Origin of the sequence: Xanthobacter autotrophicus (genome assembly GCF_029991245.1) — a bacterium.
Classification (GTDB): Bacteria; Pseudomonadota; Alphaproteobacteria; order Rhizobiales; family Xanthobacteraceae; genus Xanthobacter; species Xanthobacter autotrophicus_C.
Map to the genome: position 1 here is coordinate 20,724 of NZ_JAIVFO010000034.1, position 14,389 is coordinate 35,112.

Below are 14,389 nucleotides of genomic sequence, written 5' to 3' on the forward strand. Positions count from 1 at the left end.
AGGGCGAAGATGACACGCGCCAGGCGCCCCCCTCGGGGCACCGACCGGCCCCGGGGCGGCACCGCGCTCGTCGCCGGTGTCGGGGCCGACAACGGCCTCGGCGCGGCACTGGCCCGCCGGTTCGCGCGGGAGGGCCTGCATGTGCTCGTCGCCGGACGCACGCAACAACGGCTCGACACCGTGGTGCGTGCGCTTCGCGATGCGGGGGGCGCGGCTGACGCCTGCCTCACCGATGTGACGCGGGAGGCGGACGTGACAGCCCTGTTCGACGCGGCCGATGCCAGAGGCGACCTTGAGCTGGTCGCCTACAATGTGGGCGCCAACGCCGCCGTCCCGCTCCTCGATCTGCCGGCGGAGGACTTCGAAACGCTCTGGCGGCAGAACGCCTTCGGCGGCTTCCTCGTCGGCCGCGAGGCGGTGCGCCGGATGCTCCCGCGCGCGCGGGGCACCGTGCTTTTCACCGGGGCCACCGCCTCGCTACGGGCGCGGCCGCCCTTCACCGGCTTCGCCGCCGCCAAGGCGGCGCTGCGGGCGCTGGCGCAGGGCCTCGCGCGCGAGTTCGGGCCTGCCGGGCTCCATGTGGCCCATGTCATCATCGACGGGGTGATCGAGGGCGATTATGCGGCGCGCCAATTTCCCGCCTTCGTGGCCGCGAAGGGCGCGGATGGACTGCTCGCCGCGGACGACATCGCAGACGCCTTCTGGATGCTGCACCGGCAAAAAACCAGCGCATGGACGCAGGAACTGGACTTGCGCCCGTTCAAGGAACCCTTCTGACCGCGCCACCGGGCGCCAGACTTCTCAAAAGGATCACTTCCCATGAGCATCAAGAAAGTTTTCCTCTACGCCGAGATCCAGGTCTCGATCCCGTTTAGCGAAATCGACTGGCAGGCAATCAACGTGGCCATGAAGAAGAACCCCGGCCTCAAGAGCAAGACATGGCTCAGCGGCATCAACAACAACACCATTGGCGGCTTCTACGAATTTGATTCGATCGACAACGCGAAGTCCTATGCGGTGGGCTATCTCGCCGCAGCCGCCCAGCAGCTCGGCGGAAGCCTGTCGGTGAAGCTGTTCAACGGCGATATCACCGCCGACGCCAATCGCGGCATGGACTCGCCCTTCTACGGCTGACCGCAGGGGCGGAGCGGGGGACGAGGCGGGTGGCGACCCCCGCCCTTGGGGCAGGCTGGCACAGCGCCTCGTCGGCCCTGCTGCCCCGATCGCCCCTGCTCTTGCCTCCCGGAAGCTTCCATGAACGAAATCGTCAGCTCTCCCGTTCCGGATTCCGCCGTCCTCCAATGCCTCGGGCGTGGCCGATCCGGAGATCGACGCCGTGATCGAGCGCATCCAGACCGAAGGCGACGTCGGCAAGCGCAACGCGCAGGTCAAGCTGCCGTCCATCACCCTACTCGAACTCACCTTCTTCCGGGTCTATTCGAGCCGGCTCTCCGGCATCGATTTCTCCCCCTTCGGTGGCTACCAGTCGCTGAAGCCCCTCCAGGTCGGGAGCTGAAGCATGGCGCAGGCCGGCTTCCCCCTGCCCGAGGCGCGGGTGCTGCGCTATCTCGGCCTGCCCGAGGTGCAGGTGGTGCCGACCATCCTCGCCAACCTGCTGGTGGACGGCGGCGGGCGCGCCTTGTCCTGACCCCCCGCATCCCGCCACCACGAATATCCAGGAGCGACCCATGACCACGCCCCATGCCCCCGATGCCGGCGCCCTCGCCCGGCTCGCCGAAGCGGCCCGGCGCGAGCTTGAATTGATCGGCGAGACGGGCACCGACTGGGTGCCGCCGGCGGACGGCACCGACCACAATGTGGTGGTGATCGGCGCCGGCCAGAGCGGCCTGTCCATCGCCCTCGGCCTGCGCCGCGCCGGCATCGGCCGCGTGAGCGTGGTGGATGCCGCGCCACGCGGCGAGGAAGGGGTGTGGCGCGGGCCGGCGCGCATGAGCGTGCTGCGCACGCCCAAGGTGCCGCCGGGGCCGGAACTGGGCCTACCCGGCCTGTCGTTCCAGGCGTGGTACGAAGCCGCCTACGGGACCAAGGCCTATTCCGCCCTTCCGCAGGTGCCGCGGGCGGTGCGGGCCGACTATGTGGACTGGTTCCGCACCGCCGCCGCCATCGAGGTGCGCAACGATGTGCGCCTCGTGCGGGTGGAGCCGCAGGAGGGGCGCCTGCGGCTCCACTTTTCCGAAGGGGACCGCCGCTTCACCGAAACCACACGCAAGCTGGTGCTCGCCACCGGCATTGCCGGCTCGGGCGGCCCCCTGGTCCCGTCCGTCATCCGCGACGGGTTGCCGGCACATCTTCACGCCCATACCCACGCCTTTGATCCGGCGGCGCTGGCCGGCCGACGGGTCGCCATCCTCGGATCGGCCGCCTCCGCCTTCGATGCCGCCGGCGCGCTGCTCGAGGCCGGGGCCCGGGAGGTCCATCTCTTCTCCCGGGGCGAGGATCTCGCCCGCGGCTCCGCCATGAAACCCTTTGGCTTCTTCGGCGCGTGGGAGCACTTCCATGCCCTGCCGGATGCGGACCGCTGGCAGGTGATGCGGCACTTCCGCCGCCGCGCGTCCTTCCCGCCGCTGCCTGCCGTGCAGCGCGCCGTCGCCTTCCCGAACTTCCGCCTCCATCTCGGCGCCGGCTGGCGCACGGCCGCCGCGCATGGGGCAGGCGTCCGCATCACCACCGTCCCGGGGGATGTGCATGACGTGGATTTCGTCATCGCCGGAACCGGCTATCTGGCGGATCCGCGCCTCACTCCGGCCTTCTGCGACTTCGCCCCGTCCATTGCCCGCTGGGCTGACCGGGTGGAAGCCGCGGACGGGGACGACGAGGCGCTGGCCGCCGCGCCCTATCTCGGCGCCGGCTTCGAGCTGGTGGAACGCGAGGCGGGCACCGCACCCTTCCTCGGTGACATCCATTTCCTCGCCTTCTCGGCCATGACGAGCACGGGGCGCCCGGTGGGCGACATCGCGAGCCTGCGCCACAACGTGCCGCGCCTCGTTGCCGCCATCGGGCGCGACCTGTTCGTGAAGGATCGCGCCCTGCATCTCGCCCGCTTCCTCGCCCCCGTGGCCGAGGACCTGCCGCGCGAGGCCTATGCCAGCGCCGTCGCCCAACCCACGGCTCAGGCCACCGCCGAGGTTGAGGCGGAGGCCGCCGCGGGATAATCCGCCGCCATACGCAAGGACCAAAATGAGCAGAGCGCGATCCGGCCGGCCGGCGGATCGCGCTCTGCTTCTTGGGGAGGCCGGGTTTTCGCGGTCCGGCGGCCTCGGTTCCCATGGCGGCGCGCAGCACGTCCACCGGAACCGATCGGAGTGGCGGTTGGCCGGCCTCAGGGATAGACCTTGAACGCCACCGTGTCGTCGCGCTCGATCTGGCGGATCAGGTCGATCTCCCAATCGAGATAGCGCCGGAACGCGGCATGGCGATCGCCACCTTCCTGATAGGGCGAGCGCCACACGTCATCGGCACTGTGCAGGAGGCTGGTTTCGCCAGCTTCCAGCGGAAGCCCGGCCGCGCGCCAGGCCTGCGTGCCGCCATCGAGAACAGACGCGTGCCGGCCGACGGCGGCAAGGTCGGCGGCCGCGAAGGCGGCAAGCCGCCCATCCGCCGAGGTGACGACGAGCGGGCGCGCCGGCAGGCGCTCCAGCCCTTCCGGCAGCCGCGCGCGCACGGCGAAGGAGGCGCCGGGAATATGACCGCGCCCGTAGGCAAGACTGGTATCGAGATCGAGGACGACCACCGCATCGCGCGCAAGCAGCCCCTGCAATTCGACGGGAGTCGTGCGCGGAACGGCGGGCGCCGAGCCCAGCACCGGCGCCCGTTCCGCCCCGCTTTCGAGCTCTGCCGCCGCGGGATCGATACCGTAGACATAGACGTCGCCGATGCCGAGCTGGATCAGCCAGGACGCGGTGATGCTGGAGCGCACCGCGTTCTCGTCGTCGATCAGCACGATGCGGGCGTTGCGGGTGCCGATCCAGCGGTCGGTTGCCTGCACGAGTTGGCCGCCCTCCGCCCACAGGGAGCCGGGCAGATGACCCGCCGCGTATTCCTCAGGGGTGCGCACGTCGAGCAGATAGAGCGAGCGTTCGCCCCGCTCGGCCTGAAAGTGCGCGAGCCCCTCCTTGTCGAGGGTGCGGATGGCGAACCGCTGCGTGAGGCGGGCCACCGATGCGCGGGCCTTCTCCAGGCCGTCCGGTCCGGGAGCGGGCGGCGTGGGGCGCGCGCCGTGACCGAGCTGATAGCCCGCGAACAGCCAGGCCATCGTCCCGTTTTCCAGTGCGACCACCGGGTTGGGGAGACCGGCATTGATGAGAGCCTGCGCGCCGATGATGGAGCGGGTGCGCCCGGCGCAATTCACCACCACCAGCGTGTCGTCGGAGCGCACAAGATCATGCACGCGATACGGCAGCTCGGCATTGGGCACCGCGTGGGCGCCGGGGATGTGGAAGTTCTCGAATTCCTCGAGCGTCCGGCCGTCGAGGACCACCACGTCCTCGCCCCGGTCGAGCCGCGCCTTCACCTCCAGCGCAGGCAGGTGCGGCGTGCCGTAGGCATGCTCCACGAACTCGCCGAACGCCTTGGAGAAGACGTTGGAGCCCGTGTAGACCTCGCCGCCCGCAGCCACCCAGGCGGCAACACCGCCGTCGAGCACCTGGATGCTCGTGTATCCCAGCTCGCGCAGGCGCAGCGCGGCGCGTTCCGCCAGCCGGCCATCGCCGCCGTCGGTCACGACGAGAGGCGTGGCGAAGCGGGGAACGAGCGCTCCGGCGCGCAGTTCCAGCTGGCTCAGCGGGAGCGGAACGGACTGGAGGATATGTCCGTCCCGGGAGCGCACGCCTTCTTCGCGCACATCGACGAAAGCAAGCTCGGACGAGGCCGCGAGCCGGGCGCGCAGGTCACCGGGCGAGATCAGGGACAAGGGTTCCACGGACGCGGGCTCGACCGATGCCGATCCGGCGGAGGGAGGTAGAACGGCGAGCGTCATGGCAACTCCTCGAAGCTGAAGGATCAGCAGCTTCCCGCATAATTTCTATAAATTCAATTGATTTTGTTGACTATCGGAATTCACCCTGCTCTGCTGTGGCCTTGAACAGCAAGGGAGTTGAGGCATGGGGGCGAGGCCGTTCACGGTCGCCATCATCGGTGGCGGGTTTTCGGGCGCGGTGGCGGCCATCAAACTCCTCGATACCGCGGCCGGCCGGCCGCTACGGGTGCGGATCATCGAACCCCGGCCGGAAGTCGGGCGCGGCCTGGCCTTCTCCACCGCCGATCCCGCCCATTATCTCAACGCGCCGGCGCGGCTCTTCAGCGTCCACGCCGACCGGCCCGACCATCTCGTGCACTGGCTCAAGGTCCAGGATGCGGCGGCGGACATCCCGCTGCCCGCGTCCGGCCAGATCGCCGATGCTTTCGTTCCACGCCAGCTCTACGGCGCCTATGTCCGCGCCGAGCTGGCGCGGGCGCAAGCCGAAGCCGGGGTCAACGGCATCGTCGAGCACCTGCGCGCGGAAGCCGTGGACCTCGCAGTCGACCCCGCGGAAGATGGCACCGGCGGCGTCCGGGCGACCCTCTCCGACGGCCAAACCATCAGCGCCGACGTGGCCCTGCTCGCGACCGGCTTCGCCGGCAACCGGCCCGGCTTCGCGGTGAGTGAAAGCGCGGTAGCGGATCGCCGCTATGTCGCCGACCCCTGGACCCTCGCGGATCAGGGTGTGCCGCGCGAGGGGACCGTGCTGTTCGTCGGCGGCGGCCTGACCATGCTGGACGCGCTGGTGACGCTGGAGCGGAAGGGCTTTCGCGGCACCTATGTCAGCGTCTCGCGCCACGGCCTGCTGGTGCACGAGCGGCGCGAACCGCCGCCGGCCCGCGACTTCCTCGGCGACGCGCATCCCGGATCCGCGCGCGCCCTCCTCGCCCACGTCAGGCGCGAATTGCGGGACATCGCCGCATCCGGCGGCGACCGGCAATCGGTGGTGCCGATCATCCGCGCGCGGATCGCAAGCCTGTGGTCCGGCGCCAGCCCTGCGGAGCGCGCCCGCTTCAACCGGCATCTGCGCCGCTACTGGGAACTCGCGCTCCACCGCAGCCCCCAGCCCTCGGTCGAGACCTTCGCCGCGGTGCTCGCGCAGGGCCGCGTCACCACGCGGGCCGGCCGGATCGAAGCCGTGGGGACAGCGCCCGACGGCCGCGCCGAGGTGCAGCTGCGGCCGCGCGGCGGAACGAGGACCGAAAACGTCGCCGCAGACCTGGTGGTGAACTGCACCGGCGCCGAATATGCCTGGCCGCGCCAGCAAGGCCGGCCGCTGGCGGCGAACCTGCTCGCCCGCGGCACGGTGCGGCCCGGCGGCCTCGGCTACGGCATAGACGTGGACGCCGATGCGGCCGTGCTCGACCGCGCCGGCATCGCGTCCGGCCGGCTCTACGGCATCGGCCCGATCCTGCGCGGCACGCGCTGGGAATCCACCACCATCGCGGAAATCGTCGCCCAGGCGACCGCCTTCGCTGACCACGTGGCGGATCGGCACCTCGCGCGGCGCGCGCCCGCCACCTCCCCTTCCCGCGCGAGCGCGGCCTGAGCCGCAGACCGCATTGGAGCCCCCCCATGCCCGACAAGATCGCGACCCAGACCGTTCCCGGCGCCGCCCCCAGTCAGATCCGCCTCAACGCCTTCGCCATGGCGGCGCAATCCGCGGCGTGAGGCCTGCGCCTCAGAGCGTCCTCAGGAAGGCGGCGAGCGCGGCCTTTTCCCGCGCCGTCAGGCCGAGGGGGCGGATGTGCGGGGACAGGCGCGCGGCCTCGCGATAGAGCGGGCGGGCGGCCTCGGCGGCGTTGCGCGCCCAGACCTCGCCGCCGCCGCGGTCGTAGAAATTGACCACGCCGTCGAGCGTGGGGAACAGGCCATTGTGCATGTAGGGCGCGCTTGACGCCACGTGCCTCAGGCTCGGCGTGCGGAAGCGCCCGGCATCCTGCGCCGCTTGCGTCACCCCGTAGCGGCCGAGATCCTGCGCCGGTTCGCCGAAGAAGGAGAGCCGCAGATTGTGGACGCCCTCATCGGTGAGCCATGGCCCGAAATGGCAGTTGGAGCAGCGCGCCTTGGTCCGAAAGAGATGGAGGCCGGAAAGCTCCAGGTCGGTGAGTGCCGCCCGGTCGCCGCGCGCGAAGCGATCGAAACGGGTTTCGCTGTCGAGGGTTGCCAGATAGGCCGCGAGCGCCGCCGATAGCGCGCGCGGAGATGCCCTCCGGGCCGAACGCATCCGCGAAGGCGGCGCCGTACCCCATCTCGGAAAGGCCCGCAAGGACCGCCGCCAGATCGGGCCGGCCCATCTCCCGCGGGTCGGTCAGCGGTGCAAGGACGCGGGCGGCAAGGTCGCCGCCGCCGCCGTCCCAGTCGAGACGCGTCCGGCCGACGACGGCGGCGAGCGCGGGTGGATTGCGCCGGCCCTGCGCGCCGCCGACGCCCGCCCCCACCTTCCGCGGCACACTGAAACCGTGGTCGGGATCATGGCAGCCGGCACACGCCAACCGCCCATCGACGGAAAGCCCGGGATCGCGGAACAGGCGCGCGCCGAGCGCCGCCTCGGGACCCGGCGCAGGTGGTGGCGGCGGCGCGCCCGGTTCCTGGAAGGCGACGCCGGGATCGAGCCAGGGCGCGGGCCAGGTGGCCGCAGGTCCGGCATAGGCCGCGCGAAGCTCCGCCACCGTCGGCGACGCGCCATCAGGCTCCCCGCCGGTGGCGAGGCCGAGGAGCGCCAGCGGTAGCACCGCGGCGAGGACGAGGCGGCGCAGCGTGCTCAATGGCAATCGGCCGCGACCTGATCGCGGTAGACCTCGAACGACACCGTCGCGGCCCATTTCTCCCGGCGCTGTTGCCAGCGCTCGCGGGTGTCGAGGGGAACGAGCGCGGCTTGCACCGCCGCGGCGAGGGCTTTCTCGCCCGGCGCGAGGGCGACGACGAGACCCGTGGGCTCCACGGGCGGCAGGGTCGCCGAGAATTTCTGCCAGGACATCTTCGCGAACAGAGGATCGAGCAGCGCCCGGTCGTGGATCGCGGCGTCGCAGTCTCCGGTGCGCACACGCATCAGCGCCGGCGCCGGCGCGCGCAGCACCCGGACTTCCGCCCCCAGCCGCCGGGCCAACGCCTGCCCGTGACCGTTCGCCTCCGACGCGCAGACCACACGTCCCTTCAGCTCCGCCCATGACCGCAAGGGCCGGTCCGAGCGCATCACGAGGCTGAGGCCCGACTGGAAGCCCGTGTCGAGGACGAGCGCGGTCCGGCGCAGGGGATCGTCCGCCCCGGCGCGCGCCAGCACCAGATCCACCTCGCCGGCTCCGAGAGCCCGCGCCGCATCCTCCGGCCGAACCTCGGCGAGATGCAGCGTCGCGCCCAGCTCCGCCGCGATCTCGGCGGCGAGGGCAAGCTCGAAGCCCTCCTCCATATAGAGCCGCATGTCGGGGGTGTCCGGCGGCGGAAGCCAGCCCAGGCCCACGCGCAGGGTTCGCCCGGACAGTTCAGGGCCGTGCGCATCGGCGGTGTTGGATCCGAACGCGATGACGGCGACGGAAAATCCCACCGCCGCAACCAGCGCGACGCACACGATGAGCAGGAGCAAGCGGCGCGGCAACAGCAACATGGGGGCACCTGAGACCAGAAGGAACGGCATTCGCCGCCGCCGCGAACGCGGCGCCTGAACGACGACGCACGGTGGCGGAGAAACAGCGCTTGATATTTTCCATAAAATCGGTCGATTATATTAATATAGCAAGCCTGCAGATGCCGGCTGCCCCCGAGCCCCCGAGAGATTGCCCATGCCGCACACGTCCCTGCCCGCGCCCCGCGTCAAGCGCCGCCTCATCGCCCTGGCGCTCGCCTTGTCCTCGACCATGGCCATTGGCGCGGCCCGAGCCGCCGACGAGGTCCTGCCCTCGATCAACCTGCAGCTCACGCCCTGGACCGTGGTCGCGCAGGAAAAGGGGTTCTTCAAGGAAGAGTTCGGCAAGATCGGCACCAGCAAGGTGACCCTCATCGCCTCCGGCGCCGCCGATCTGGTCGGCGCGGAATCTGCGGCGGTCAATGCCGGCGCCATCGCCATCGCCCAACGCATGATCTACCCGGCCACGGTGCACCGCGCGAACGGTCTCGACGGCGTGGTGATCTGGGCGTCCGAGGCCTCCAACCGCTACCGCGCGCCCATTCTCGCCCGCGCCGATAACGACAAGATCAATTCGGTGGCCGACCTCGACGGCAAGACGTTCGGCTCCAGCCGCATCTCCTGCTACTGGTCCTCGCCGTTCGAGGTCACGACCAAGGCGGGCCTGCCCTTCGATTCCCGCGAGAAGCAGGGGCGCATCCGCTACACCTCCATCGACAATTCGGCCGTCGCCATCTCCTCCGTGCTGTCCGGCGCCACCGACGCCACCACGGCGCACCTCGCCGCCGGCGCCTTCACCGGAGCCTGGCTCTCCGGCAAGCTGAAGGTGGTGGGTCGCTCGCCCGACGACGGCGTCTATGTGAACAATGCCGGGCGGGTGACCTATTTCGCGCGGCGCGATTTCGTGAACAAGTATCCCCAGGTGGTCAAGGCCTTCCTCGCCGCCCGCGAGCGCACCCGGGAATGGACCTACGACCACGTGGACGAGGCCGCCGAGATCGTCGCCGACAAGACCCGCGTGCCGCTGGAGGTGGCGAAGTTCCAGATCACCCATGCGGGCGAATGGGAGTTCATGGCCGGCGAGCCCAATGCCGACCGCGCCCGCGCCGCCATCAAGACCTTCCAGGCCTGGTACGTGGCCAATGGCGACGACATCCTTGCCGAACGCGGATTGACCGAGGCACAGATCGACGCCTTCATCGACGGACGCTTCTTCGTCGGCGGCCAATACTCCATCTACAACTGATCGCAGGCCGCCGGGGCAAGCCGTCCCGGCGGCCTGTCCTGCCTTTCCATTCCGTGACACAGCCGGACACGCAATCCGATGGCCCACACATCCGACACCATCGAGGCCGCGGCGGTCGAAGCCGCGACGGTGGACCTTCCCGCCGCGGCCGGCGAACCCGGCAGGCGCGGCTTCCAGCTGCCCAATCTCACCGGCTTCATCCTGCCCTTCCTCATCTTCGCCTTGTGGCAGACGGCGGCAACCAACCGCTGGATCGACCCGGTGTTCCTGCCGGCGCCGCTGACGGTGGTGACCGCCTTCTGGAAGATGCTGACCAAGCAGCACCTGGCGTTCGACTTCCTCGCCTCCATCCGGATTGTCGGCCAGGCGTTCCTCTACGGGTCGCTGGCTGCGGTGGCGCTGGGCATCGCCGCAGGATTGTCGCGCAGGGTGGAGGAGTTCTTCGGCCCCACCTTCGATACCGTCCGCCACATCCCCGGCATCGCCTGGCTGCCGCTGATCGTGCTGTGGCTCGGCATCGGCGCCCCGGCCAAGATCCTCGTCATCGCCAAGTCGGTGTTCTTCCCCGTCTTCCTGAACACGCTGCAGGGCATCCGCAACGTGGAGAAGAATTACATCGAGCTTGCCCAAGTCCTCACGCTCACCCGCTGGCAGCTCGTCCGCAAGGTGATCCTGCCTGCCGCCATGCCCTCCATCATGGTGTCGCTGCGCTATGCGGCGGGCCTCGCCTGGGCGCTGGTGGTGGTGGCCGAGGGCCTGTCCGGCCTCGAGGGCCTCGGCTTCCTCATCTTCCGCGCCCAGGGCCTGCTGCTCACCGACCAGTTGCTGGTGTGCATGGTGATCATCGGCCTCGTCGGCTTCGCCATCGATCGCTCCATGTTCCTGGTGCAGAAGCGCGTGCTGAAGTGGAAGCAGGGTTACGACGGCTGAGCGCCGGAGACCGCAACAGGGAGCCGACCATGGCCACGCCGGGACATCTCGAAATCCGCAATGTTTCAAAGACCTATGCCGTGCCCGGCCGGCCGCTCGTGCACGTTCTGTCGCACGTCGGCTTCGATGTCTCGCCGGGGGCCTTCGTCACCATCGTGGGGCCATCCGGCTGCGGCAAGTCGACCTTGCTGCGCCTGATCATCGGCCTCGACGACGACTATCGCGGCGACATCCTGCTGAACGACAGGCGCATCGTCGGCACGGCGCTGTCCCGCGGCATCGTCTTCCAGGACCACCGCCTGCTGCCATGGCTGACACTGGAGCAGAACATCGGCCTGAGCCTGGAGAATTCCGGCTGGAGCCAGAAAGAGAAGGTGGACGCCGTGCGCGAGCACGTCGCCCTGGTCGGCCTGTCGGGCTTCGAGAAGGCCTATCCGCACGAGCTTTCCGGCGGCATGGCGCAACGCGCCGCCATCGCCCGCGGGCTCGCCAGCCGCCCCGAGATCCTGCTGCTCGACGAGCCCCTCGGCGCCCTCGATGCCCTCACCCGGGTGCATCTCCAGGCCGAACTGCAGCGCATCTGGGAGGTCGAGAGGACCACCATGATTCTGGTAACCCACGATGTGGACGAGGCCATCTTCCTCAGCAACAAGGTGGTGGTGATGGCCGCCAATCCAGGCCGGATCGTCGAAGAGGTGGCCATCGACCTCGACTTCCCCCGGGACCGGGCGGACGATGCCTTCGTCGCGCTCAAGCGACGCATCCTCGCGGCCATGGGCGAGGACGGCGGCCGTGCGCCGGCGCGCGCCGCATGAGGCGCGTCCCGGGCCGCTCCGCCCGCCCTCGGAGCCGCACCGGCCTGCTCCTCGCCGCGACACTCGCCCAGGCCCTCTGGACGGGGGGCGCGGCATCCGCCATGGATACCGCGCCGTCCACCGACCTGCCTGACCTCTCCGAGAGCCGCGCGGCGCTCTATGCGGGCGACTATGACCGCGCGCTCGCTTTGCTCATGCCGCTGACCGCGACGGTGAGGCACGCTGACCTCTACAATCTCCTGGGCTTCGCCAACCGCAGCCTCAAACGCCACGACGAGGCGGCCCGCTGGTACAAGGAAGCCCTGTTCTACGATCCGGCCCATCGCCCCGCCCTCGAATACCAGGGAGAGCTGTTCATCGCCGTGGGCGACTTCCGCCGCGCCGAGAAGAACCTGGAACTGCTGCGGCTGCTCTGCCACCCGACCGGATGCGAGGAGCAGGAGAAGCTCCACAAGGCGCTGATCGCCGCGGGCCGAAAGCCGGGAACATGACGTTTGATGCGGCGGGATGTTTGATCGAGCAAGACGTGTGATGGAGCAAGACCGCGCCGCGGGCCGGAAACAGGCTCGGCCATGGGGCGCGGCCATTTAACATTTAATCTACGGACTAACTAGACTTTCAACAACAGCCGTGCAATCCATGGGGGATCGGAGTGGCTTCCGCCTCTGCCGGAAGCCGCGGGGGCTTGGATGACGGCGAACAGTCTCGAGAAAACACGTCCGTCAGGACATTCGGACGACGCAACGGGGGTCCCCTCTCGTCAGACGTGGAACCTGGACGCGGTCGTCGCCGGGCTCAAGCTGTCGCGCGACATCCAGCACAACATCCGCCACCGCGGCCTGCTGCGCCCGCCGCCGTCGCGCGAGGCCATCGTCGGAGCCCTCCAGGCGCTGTCCGCCGCGCTGTTTCCCGCGCATTACGGCCCGTCGGGCCTCACCGCCGAGACCATCGACTATTTCGTCGGCGCCACCCTCAACGAAGCCCTCTGCGCCTTGAGCGAGCAGGTGAAGCGCAGCCTTCCCTTCTCCGCCGAGGACGAGCGCTCCGACGATGCCTTCGCCCAGGAGGCGCTTGAGATCACCCGCGACTTCGCCCAGCAGCTTCCGGCGATCCGCGGCCTCCTCGTCAGCGACATCCATGCCGCCCACGACAACGATCCCGCCGCCACGGGCTTCTCGGAGATCCTGCTGGTCTATCCCGGACTGACCGCAGTGGTTCACTACCGCATCGCGCATGCGCTCTACCGTCTCGGCGCCATCTTCCTCGCACGGCTCATCTCCGACATCGCCCATTCGCGCACGGGCATCGACATCCATCCGGGCGCACGCATCGGCGGCAGCTTTTTCATTGATCACGGGACCGGGGTGGTCATCGGGGAGACGACGGTCATCGGCGAACGAGTACGCCTGTATCAGGCGGTCACCCTCGGTGCCCGTAACTTCCCGACCGATGCGAGCGGCGCGATCATCAAGGGCGCGCCCCGCCACCCGGTGATCGAGGACGACGTGGTGATCTATTCGGGCGCCACCGTGCTCGGGCGCATTACGATCGGTCGCGGGTCCACCATCGGCGGCAATGTGTGGCTGACCCACCCGGTGCCTCCCGGCAGCCACATCACCCAGGCGCAGACCCGCTCCACCGGCGGAACGACGCACACCTTGCCGGGGGAAAGCGCCCCGGATCACCACCTCAATGGGGGAACTGAATGACCGAAGAGCCTGCCATTCGAAGGACATTGAACGAGGCTGCCGCCCGGCAGCTCGCCAATGCCACGAAGACCCGCGCGCAATGGTCCGGAATCACGCCGCGCTGGCTGGTCTCCTTCCTGCCGTGGACGCCTGTGGAAGCCGGCATCTATCGCCTCAACCGGGTGAAGGACGCCAATGGCGAGATCACCGCGGACGTGGAGTGCTCGCCCCGCCGCGACCAGGACCCGGACCTGCCGGAGACCTTCGTCGATTACGAGGAAGCCCCGCGCGAATACTCGCTCAACGCGGTCACCACGGTTCTCGACGTGCAGACCCGCGTCTCCGACCTGTATTCGCATCCCTACGACCAGATCCAGGAGCAGTTGCGCCTCCTCATCGAGAAGGTGAAGGAGAAGCAGGAGAGCGAACTCATCAACAATGCCGAATACGGCCTGCTCGCCAATGCCACGGCGTCGCAGAAAATCCGCTCCCGCACCGGCGCGCCGACCCCGGACGATCTCGACGAGCTGATCACCAAGGTGTGGAAGGAGCCCGCCTTCTTCCTCGCCCATCCCCGGGCCATCGCCGCCTTCGGCCGCGAATGCACCCGCCGCGGCGTCCCGCCGCCCACCGTGACCCTGTTTGGCACCCCCTTCCTCACCTGGCGCGGACTGCCCCTGGTGCCCTCCGACAAGCTGTTCATCGACGAGCAGGGCAAGACCAACATCCTGCTGCTGCGCACCGGCGAGAAGAAGCAGGGCGTCATCGGCCTGTTCCAGCCCGGCGTGCCGGGCGAGGTGGCGCCGAGCCTCTCGGTGCGCTTCATGGGCATCAACCGCAAGGCCATCGCCTCCTATCTCGTCTCGCTCTACTGCTCGGCGGCGGTGCTCACGCACGATGCGCTCGCTGTTCTCCAGGACGTTGAGGTCGGCAAGTACCATGACTATCCTGACACCTACGCCTGAGACCTCTCCTTTCCTCGACGGCGCCCCGGACCTTGGGTCCGGTGCGCTGCCGAACACCACGGTCCCGGCCCCCGCAGCCCCGGCC

The 14,389-nt window shown here is 69.5% G+C and carries 15 protein-coding genes and 1 pseudogene; 12 read left to right on the top strand and 4 right to left on the bottom strand.

Annotated elements, in window-relative coordinates:
* The first annotated feature begins 9 nt into the window (after positions 1–9).
* The 5 genes from K9U41_RS08420 to K9U41_RS08440 all read left to right on the top strand — a co-directional run bounded on the left by K9U41_RS08420 (position 10) and on the right by K9U41_RS08440 (position 3,173).
* Entirely contained in the window at positions 10–777 is a 768-nt protein-coding gene (locus K9U41_RS08420) for an SDR family NAD(P)-dependent oxidoreductase (protein WP_282640394.1), read from the top strand.
* Between the two features lie 42 nt (positions 778–819).
* On the top strand, positions 820–1,134 hold the full coding sequence (locus K9U41_RS08425) for a hypothetical protein (RefSeq protein WP_282640395.1): 315 nt from the start codon (positions 820–822) through the stop codon (positions 1,132–1,134).
* Positions 1,135–1,336: 202 nt separating this feature from the next.
* On the top strand, positions 1,337–1,516 hold the full coding sequence (locus tag K9U41_RS08430; RefSeq protein ID WP_282640396.1) for a hypothetical protein: 180 nt from the start codon (positions 1,337–1,339) through the stop codon (positions 1,514–1,516).
* A gap of 3 nt (positions 1,517–1,519) precedes the next feature.
* A complete protein-coding gene (locus K9U41_RS08435) occupies positions 1,520–1,648 on the top strand; it encodes a hypothetical protein (RefSeq protein ID WP_282640397.1) in 129 nt (42 codons plus the stop codon).
* Between the two features lie 40 nt (positions 1,649–1,688).
* A complete protein-coding gene (locus tag K9U41_RS08440; RefSeq protein WP_282640398.1) occupies positions 1,689–3,173 on the top strand; it encodes an FAD-dependent oxidoreductase in 1,485 nt (494 codons plus the stop codon).
* A gap of 167 nt (positions 3,174–3,340) precedes the next feature.
* Here K9U41_RS08440 and K9U41_RS08445 read toward each other — a convergent pair whose 3' ends face one another.
* On the bottom strand, positions 3,341–4,996 hold the full coding sequence (locus K9U41_RS08445; protein WP_282640399.1) for a rhodanese-like domain-containing protein: 1,656 nt from the start codon (positions 4,994–4,996) through the stop codon (positions 3,341–3,343).
* A gap of 124 nt (positions 4,997–5,120) precedes the next feature.
* Here K9U41_RS08445 and K9U41_RS08450 point away from each other — a divergent pair, with 124 nt between their 5' ends.
* Entirely contained in the window at positions 5,121–6,587 is a 1,467-nt protein-coding gene (locus tag K9U41_RS08450; RefSeq protein ID WP_282640400.1) for an FAD/NAD(P)-binding protein, read from the top strand.
* Between the two features lie 132 nt (positions 6,588–6,719).
* Here the strand turns inward: K9U41_RS08450 and K9U41_RS08455 are convergent, their stop codons facing one another.
* The 3 genes and pseudogenes from K9U41_RS08455 to K9U41_RS08465 all read right to left on the bottom strand — a co-directional run bounded on the left by K9U41_RS08455 (position 6,720) and on the right by K9U41_RS08465 (position 8,642).
* Positions 6,720–7,265 carry a cytochrome-c peroxidase gene (locus K9U41_RS08455; protein WP_282640410.1) on the bottom strand — a complete coding sequence of 182 codons (546 nt, stop codon included), beginning with the start codon at positions 7,263–7,265 and terminating at the stop codon, positions 6,720–6,722.
* Positions 7,266–7,284: 19 nt separating this feature from the next.
* Positions 7,285–7,863 (bottom strand): annotated as a pseudogene (locus K9U41_RS08460) (cytochrome-c peroxidase); the annotation flags it as partial.
* The gene (locus K9U41_RS08465) at positions 7,803–8,642 is read right to left on the bottom strand and encodes a transporter substrate-binding domain-containing protein (RefSeq protein ID WP_282640401.1); all 840 of its coding nucleotides are present in this window, start codon (positions 8,640–8,642) and stop codon (positions 7,803–7,805) included. The gene K9U41_RS08465 and the pseudogene K9U41_RS08460, both read right to left, overlap by 61 nt.
* A 175-nt stretch (positions 8,643–8,817) precedes the next feature.
* Between K9U41_RS08465 and K9U41_RS08470 the strand changes: the two genes are divergently transcribed.
* The 6 genes from K9U41_RS08470 to K9U41_RS08495 all read left to right on the top strand — a co-directional run bounded on the left by K9U41_RS08470 (position 8,818) and on the right by K9U41_RS08495 (position 14,304).
* On the top strand, positions 8,818–9,906 hold the full coding sequence (locus tag K9U41_RS08470) for an ABC transporter substrate-binding protein (protein WP_282640402.1): 1,089 nt from the start codon (positions 8,818–8,820) through the stop codon (positions 9,904–9,906).
* A 78-nt stretch (positions 9,907–9,984) separates the two neighbouring features.
* Entirely contained in the window at positions 9,985–10,836 is an 852-nt protein-coding gene (locus K9U41_RS08475) for an ABC transporter permease (protein WP_282640403.1), read from the top strand.
* A 29-nt stretch (positions 10,837–10,865) separates the two neighbouring features.
* Positions 10,866–11,651 (top strand): ABC transporter ATP-binding protein, encoded by a 786-nt coding sequence (locus K9U41_RS08480; protein WP_282640404.1) that lies wholly within the window; start codon positions 10,866–10,868, stop codon positions 11,649–11,651.
* The gene (locus K9U41_RS08485) at positions 11,648–12,142 is read left to right on the top strand and encodes a tetratricopeptide repeat protein (protein ID WP_282640405.1); all 495 of its coding nucleotides are present in this window, start codon (positions 11,648–11,650) and stop codon (positions 12,140–12,142) included. Before K9U41_RS08480 ends, K9U41_RS08485 begins: the two co-directional genes overlap by 4 nt.
* A gap of 198 nt (positions 12,143–12,340) precedes the next feature.
* Positions 12,341–13,360, top strand: a complete 1,020-nt coding sequence (gene epsC, locus K9U41_RS08490) for a serine O-acetyltransferase EpsC (protein WP_282640406.1) — start codon at positions 12,341–12,343, stop codon at positions 13,358–13,360.
* Positions 13,357–14,304 carry a family 2A encapsulin nanocompartment shell protein gene (locus K9U41_RS08495; protein ID WP_282640407.1) on the top strand — a complete coding sequence of 316 codons (948 nt, stop codon included), beginning with the start codon at positions 13,357–13,359 and terminating at the stop codon, positions 14,302–14,304. The genes epsC and K9U41_RS08495 overlap by 4 nt, the downstream gene beginning before the upstream one ends.
* Positions 14,305–14,389: the final 85 nt, after the last annotated feature.

Bases quoted from the DNA above. Each gene is read 5' to 3' on its own strand.
- K9U41_RS08440 (WP_282640398.1), top strand. From the start codon at position 1,689: ATGACCACGCCCCATGCCCCCGATGCCGGCGCCCTCGCCCGGCTCGCC.
- K9U41_RS08425 (WP_282640395.1), top strand. From the start codon at position 820: ATGAGCATCAAGAAAGTTTTCCTCTACGCCGAGATCCAGGTCTCGATC.
- K9U41_RS08485 (WP_282640405.1), top strand. From the start codon at position 11,648: ATGAGGCGCGTCCCGGGCCGCTCCGCCCGCCCTCGGAGCCGCACCGGC.
- epsC (WP_282640406.1), top strand. From the start codon at position 12,341: ATGACGGCGAACAGTCTCGAGAAAACACGTCCGTCAGGACATTCGGAC.
- K9U41_RS08495 (WP_282640407.1), top strand. From the start codon at position 13,357: ATGACCGAAGAGCCTGCCATTCGAAGGACATTGAACGAGGCTGCCGCC.
- K9U41_RS08480 (WP_282640404.1), top strand. From the start codon at position 10,866: ATGGCCACGCCGGGACATCTCGAAATCCGCAATGTTTCAAAGACCTAT.
- K9U41_RS08420 (WP_282640394.1), top strand. From the start codon at position 10: ATGACACGCGCCAGGCGCCCCCCTCGGGGCACCGACCGGCCCCGGGGC.
- K9U41_RS08470 (WP_282640402.1), top strand. From the start codon at position 8,818: ATGCCGCACACGTCCCTGCCCGCGCCCCGCGTCAAGCGCCGCCTCATC.
- K9U41_RS08475 (WP_282640403.1), top strand. From the start codon at position 9,985: ATGGCCCACACATCCGACACCATCGAGGCCGCGGCGGTCGAAGCCGCG.
- K9U41_RS08435 (WP_282640397.1), top strand. From the start codon at position 1,520: ATGGCGCAGGCCGGCTTCCCCCTGCCCGAGGCGCGGGTGCTGCGCTAT.
- K9U41_RS08450 (WP_282640400.1), top strand. From the start codon at position 5,121: ATGGGGGCGAGGCCGTTCACGGTCGCCATCATCGGTGGCGGGTTTTCG.
- K9U41_RS08455 (WP_282640410.1), bottom strand. From the start codon at position 7,265: ATGCGTTCGGCCCGGAGGGCATCTCCGCGCGCGCTATCGGCGGCGCTC.
- K9U41_RS08445 (WP_282640399.1), bottom strand. From the start codon at position 4,996: ATGACGCTCGCCGTTCTACCTCCCTCCGCCGGATCGGCATCGGTCGAG.
- K9U41_RS08465 (WP_282640401.1), bottom strand. From the start codon at position 8,642: ATGTTGCTGTTGCCGCGCCGCTTGCTCCTGCTCATCGTGTGCGTCGCG.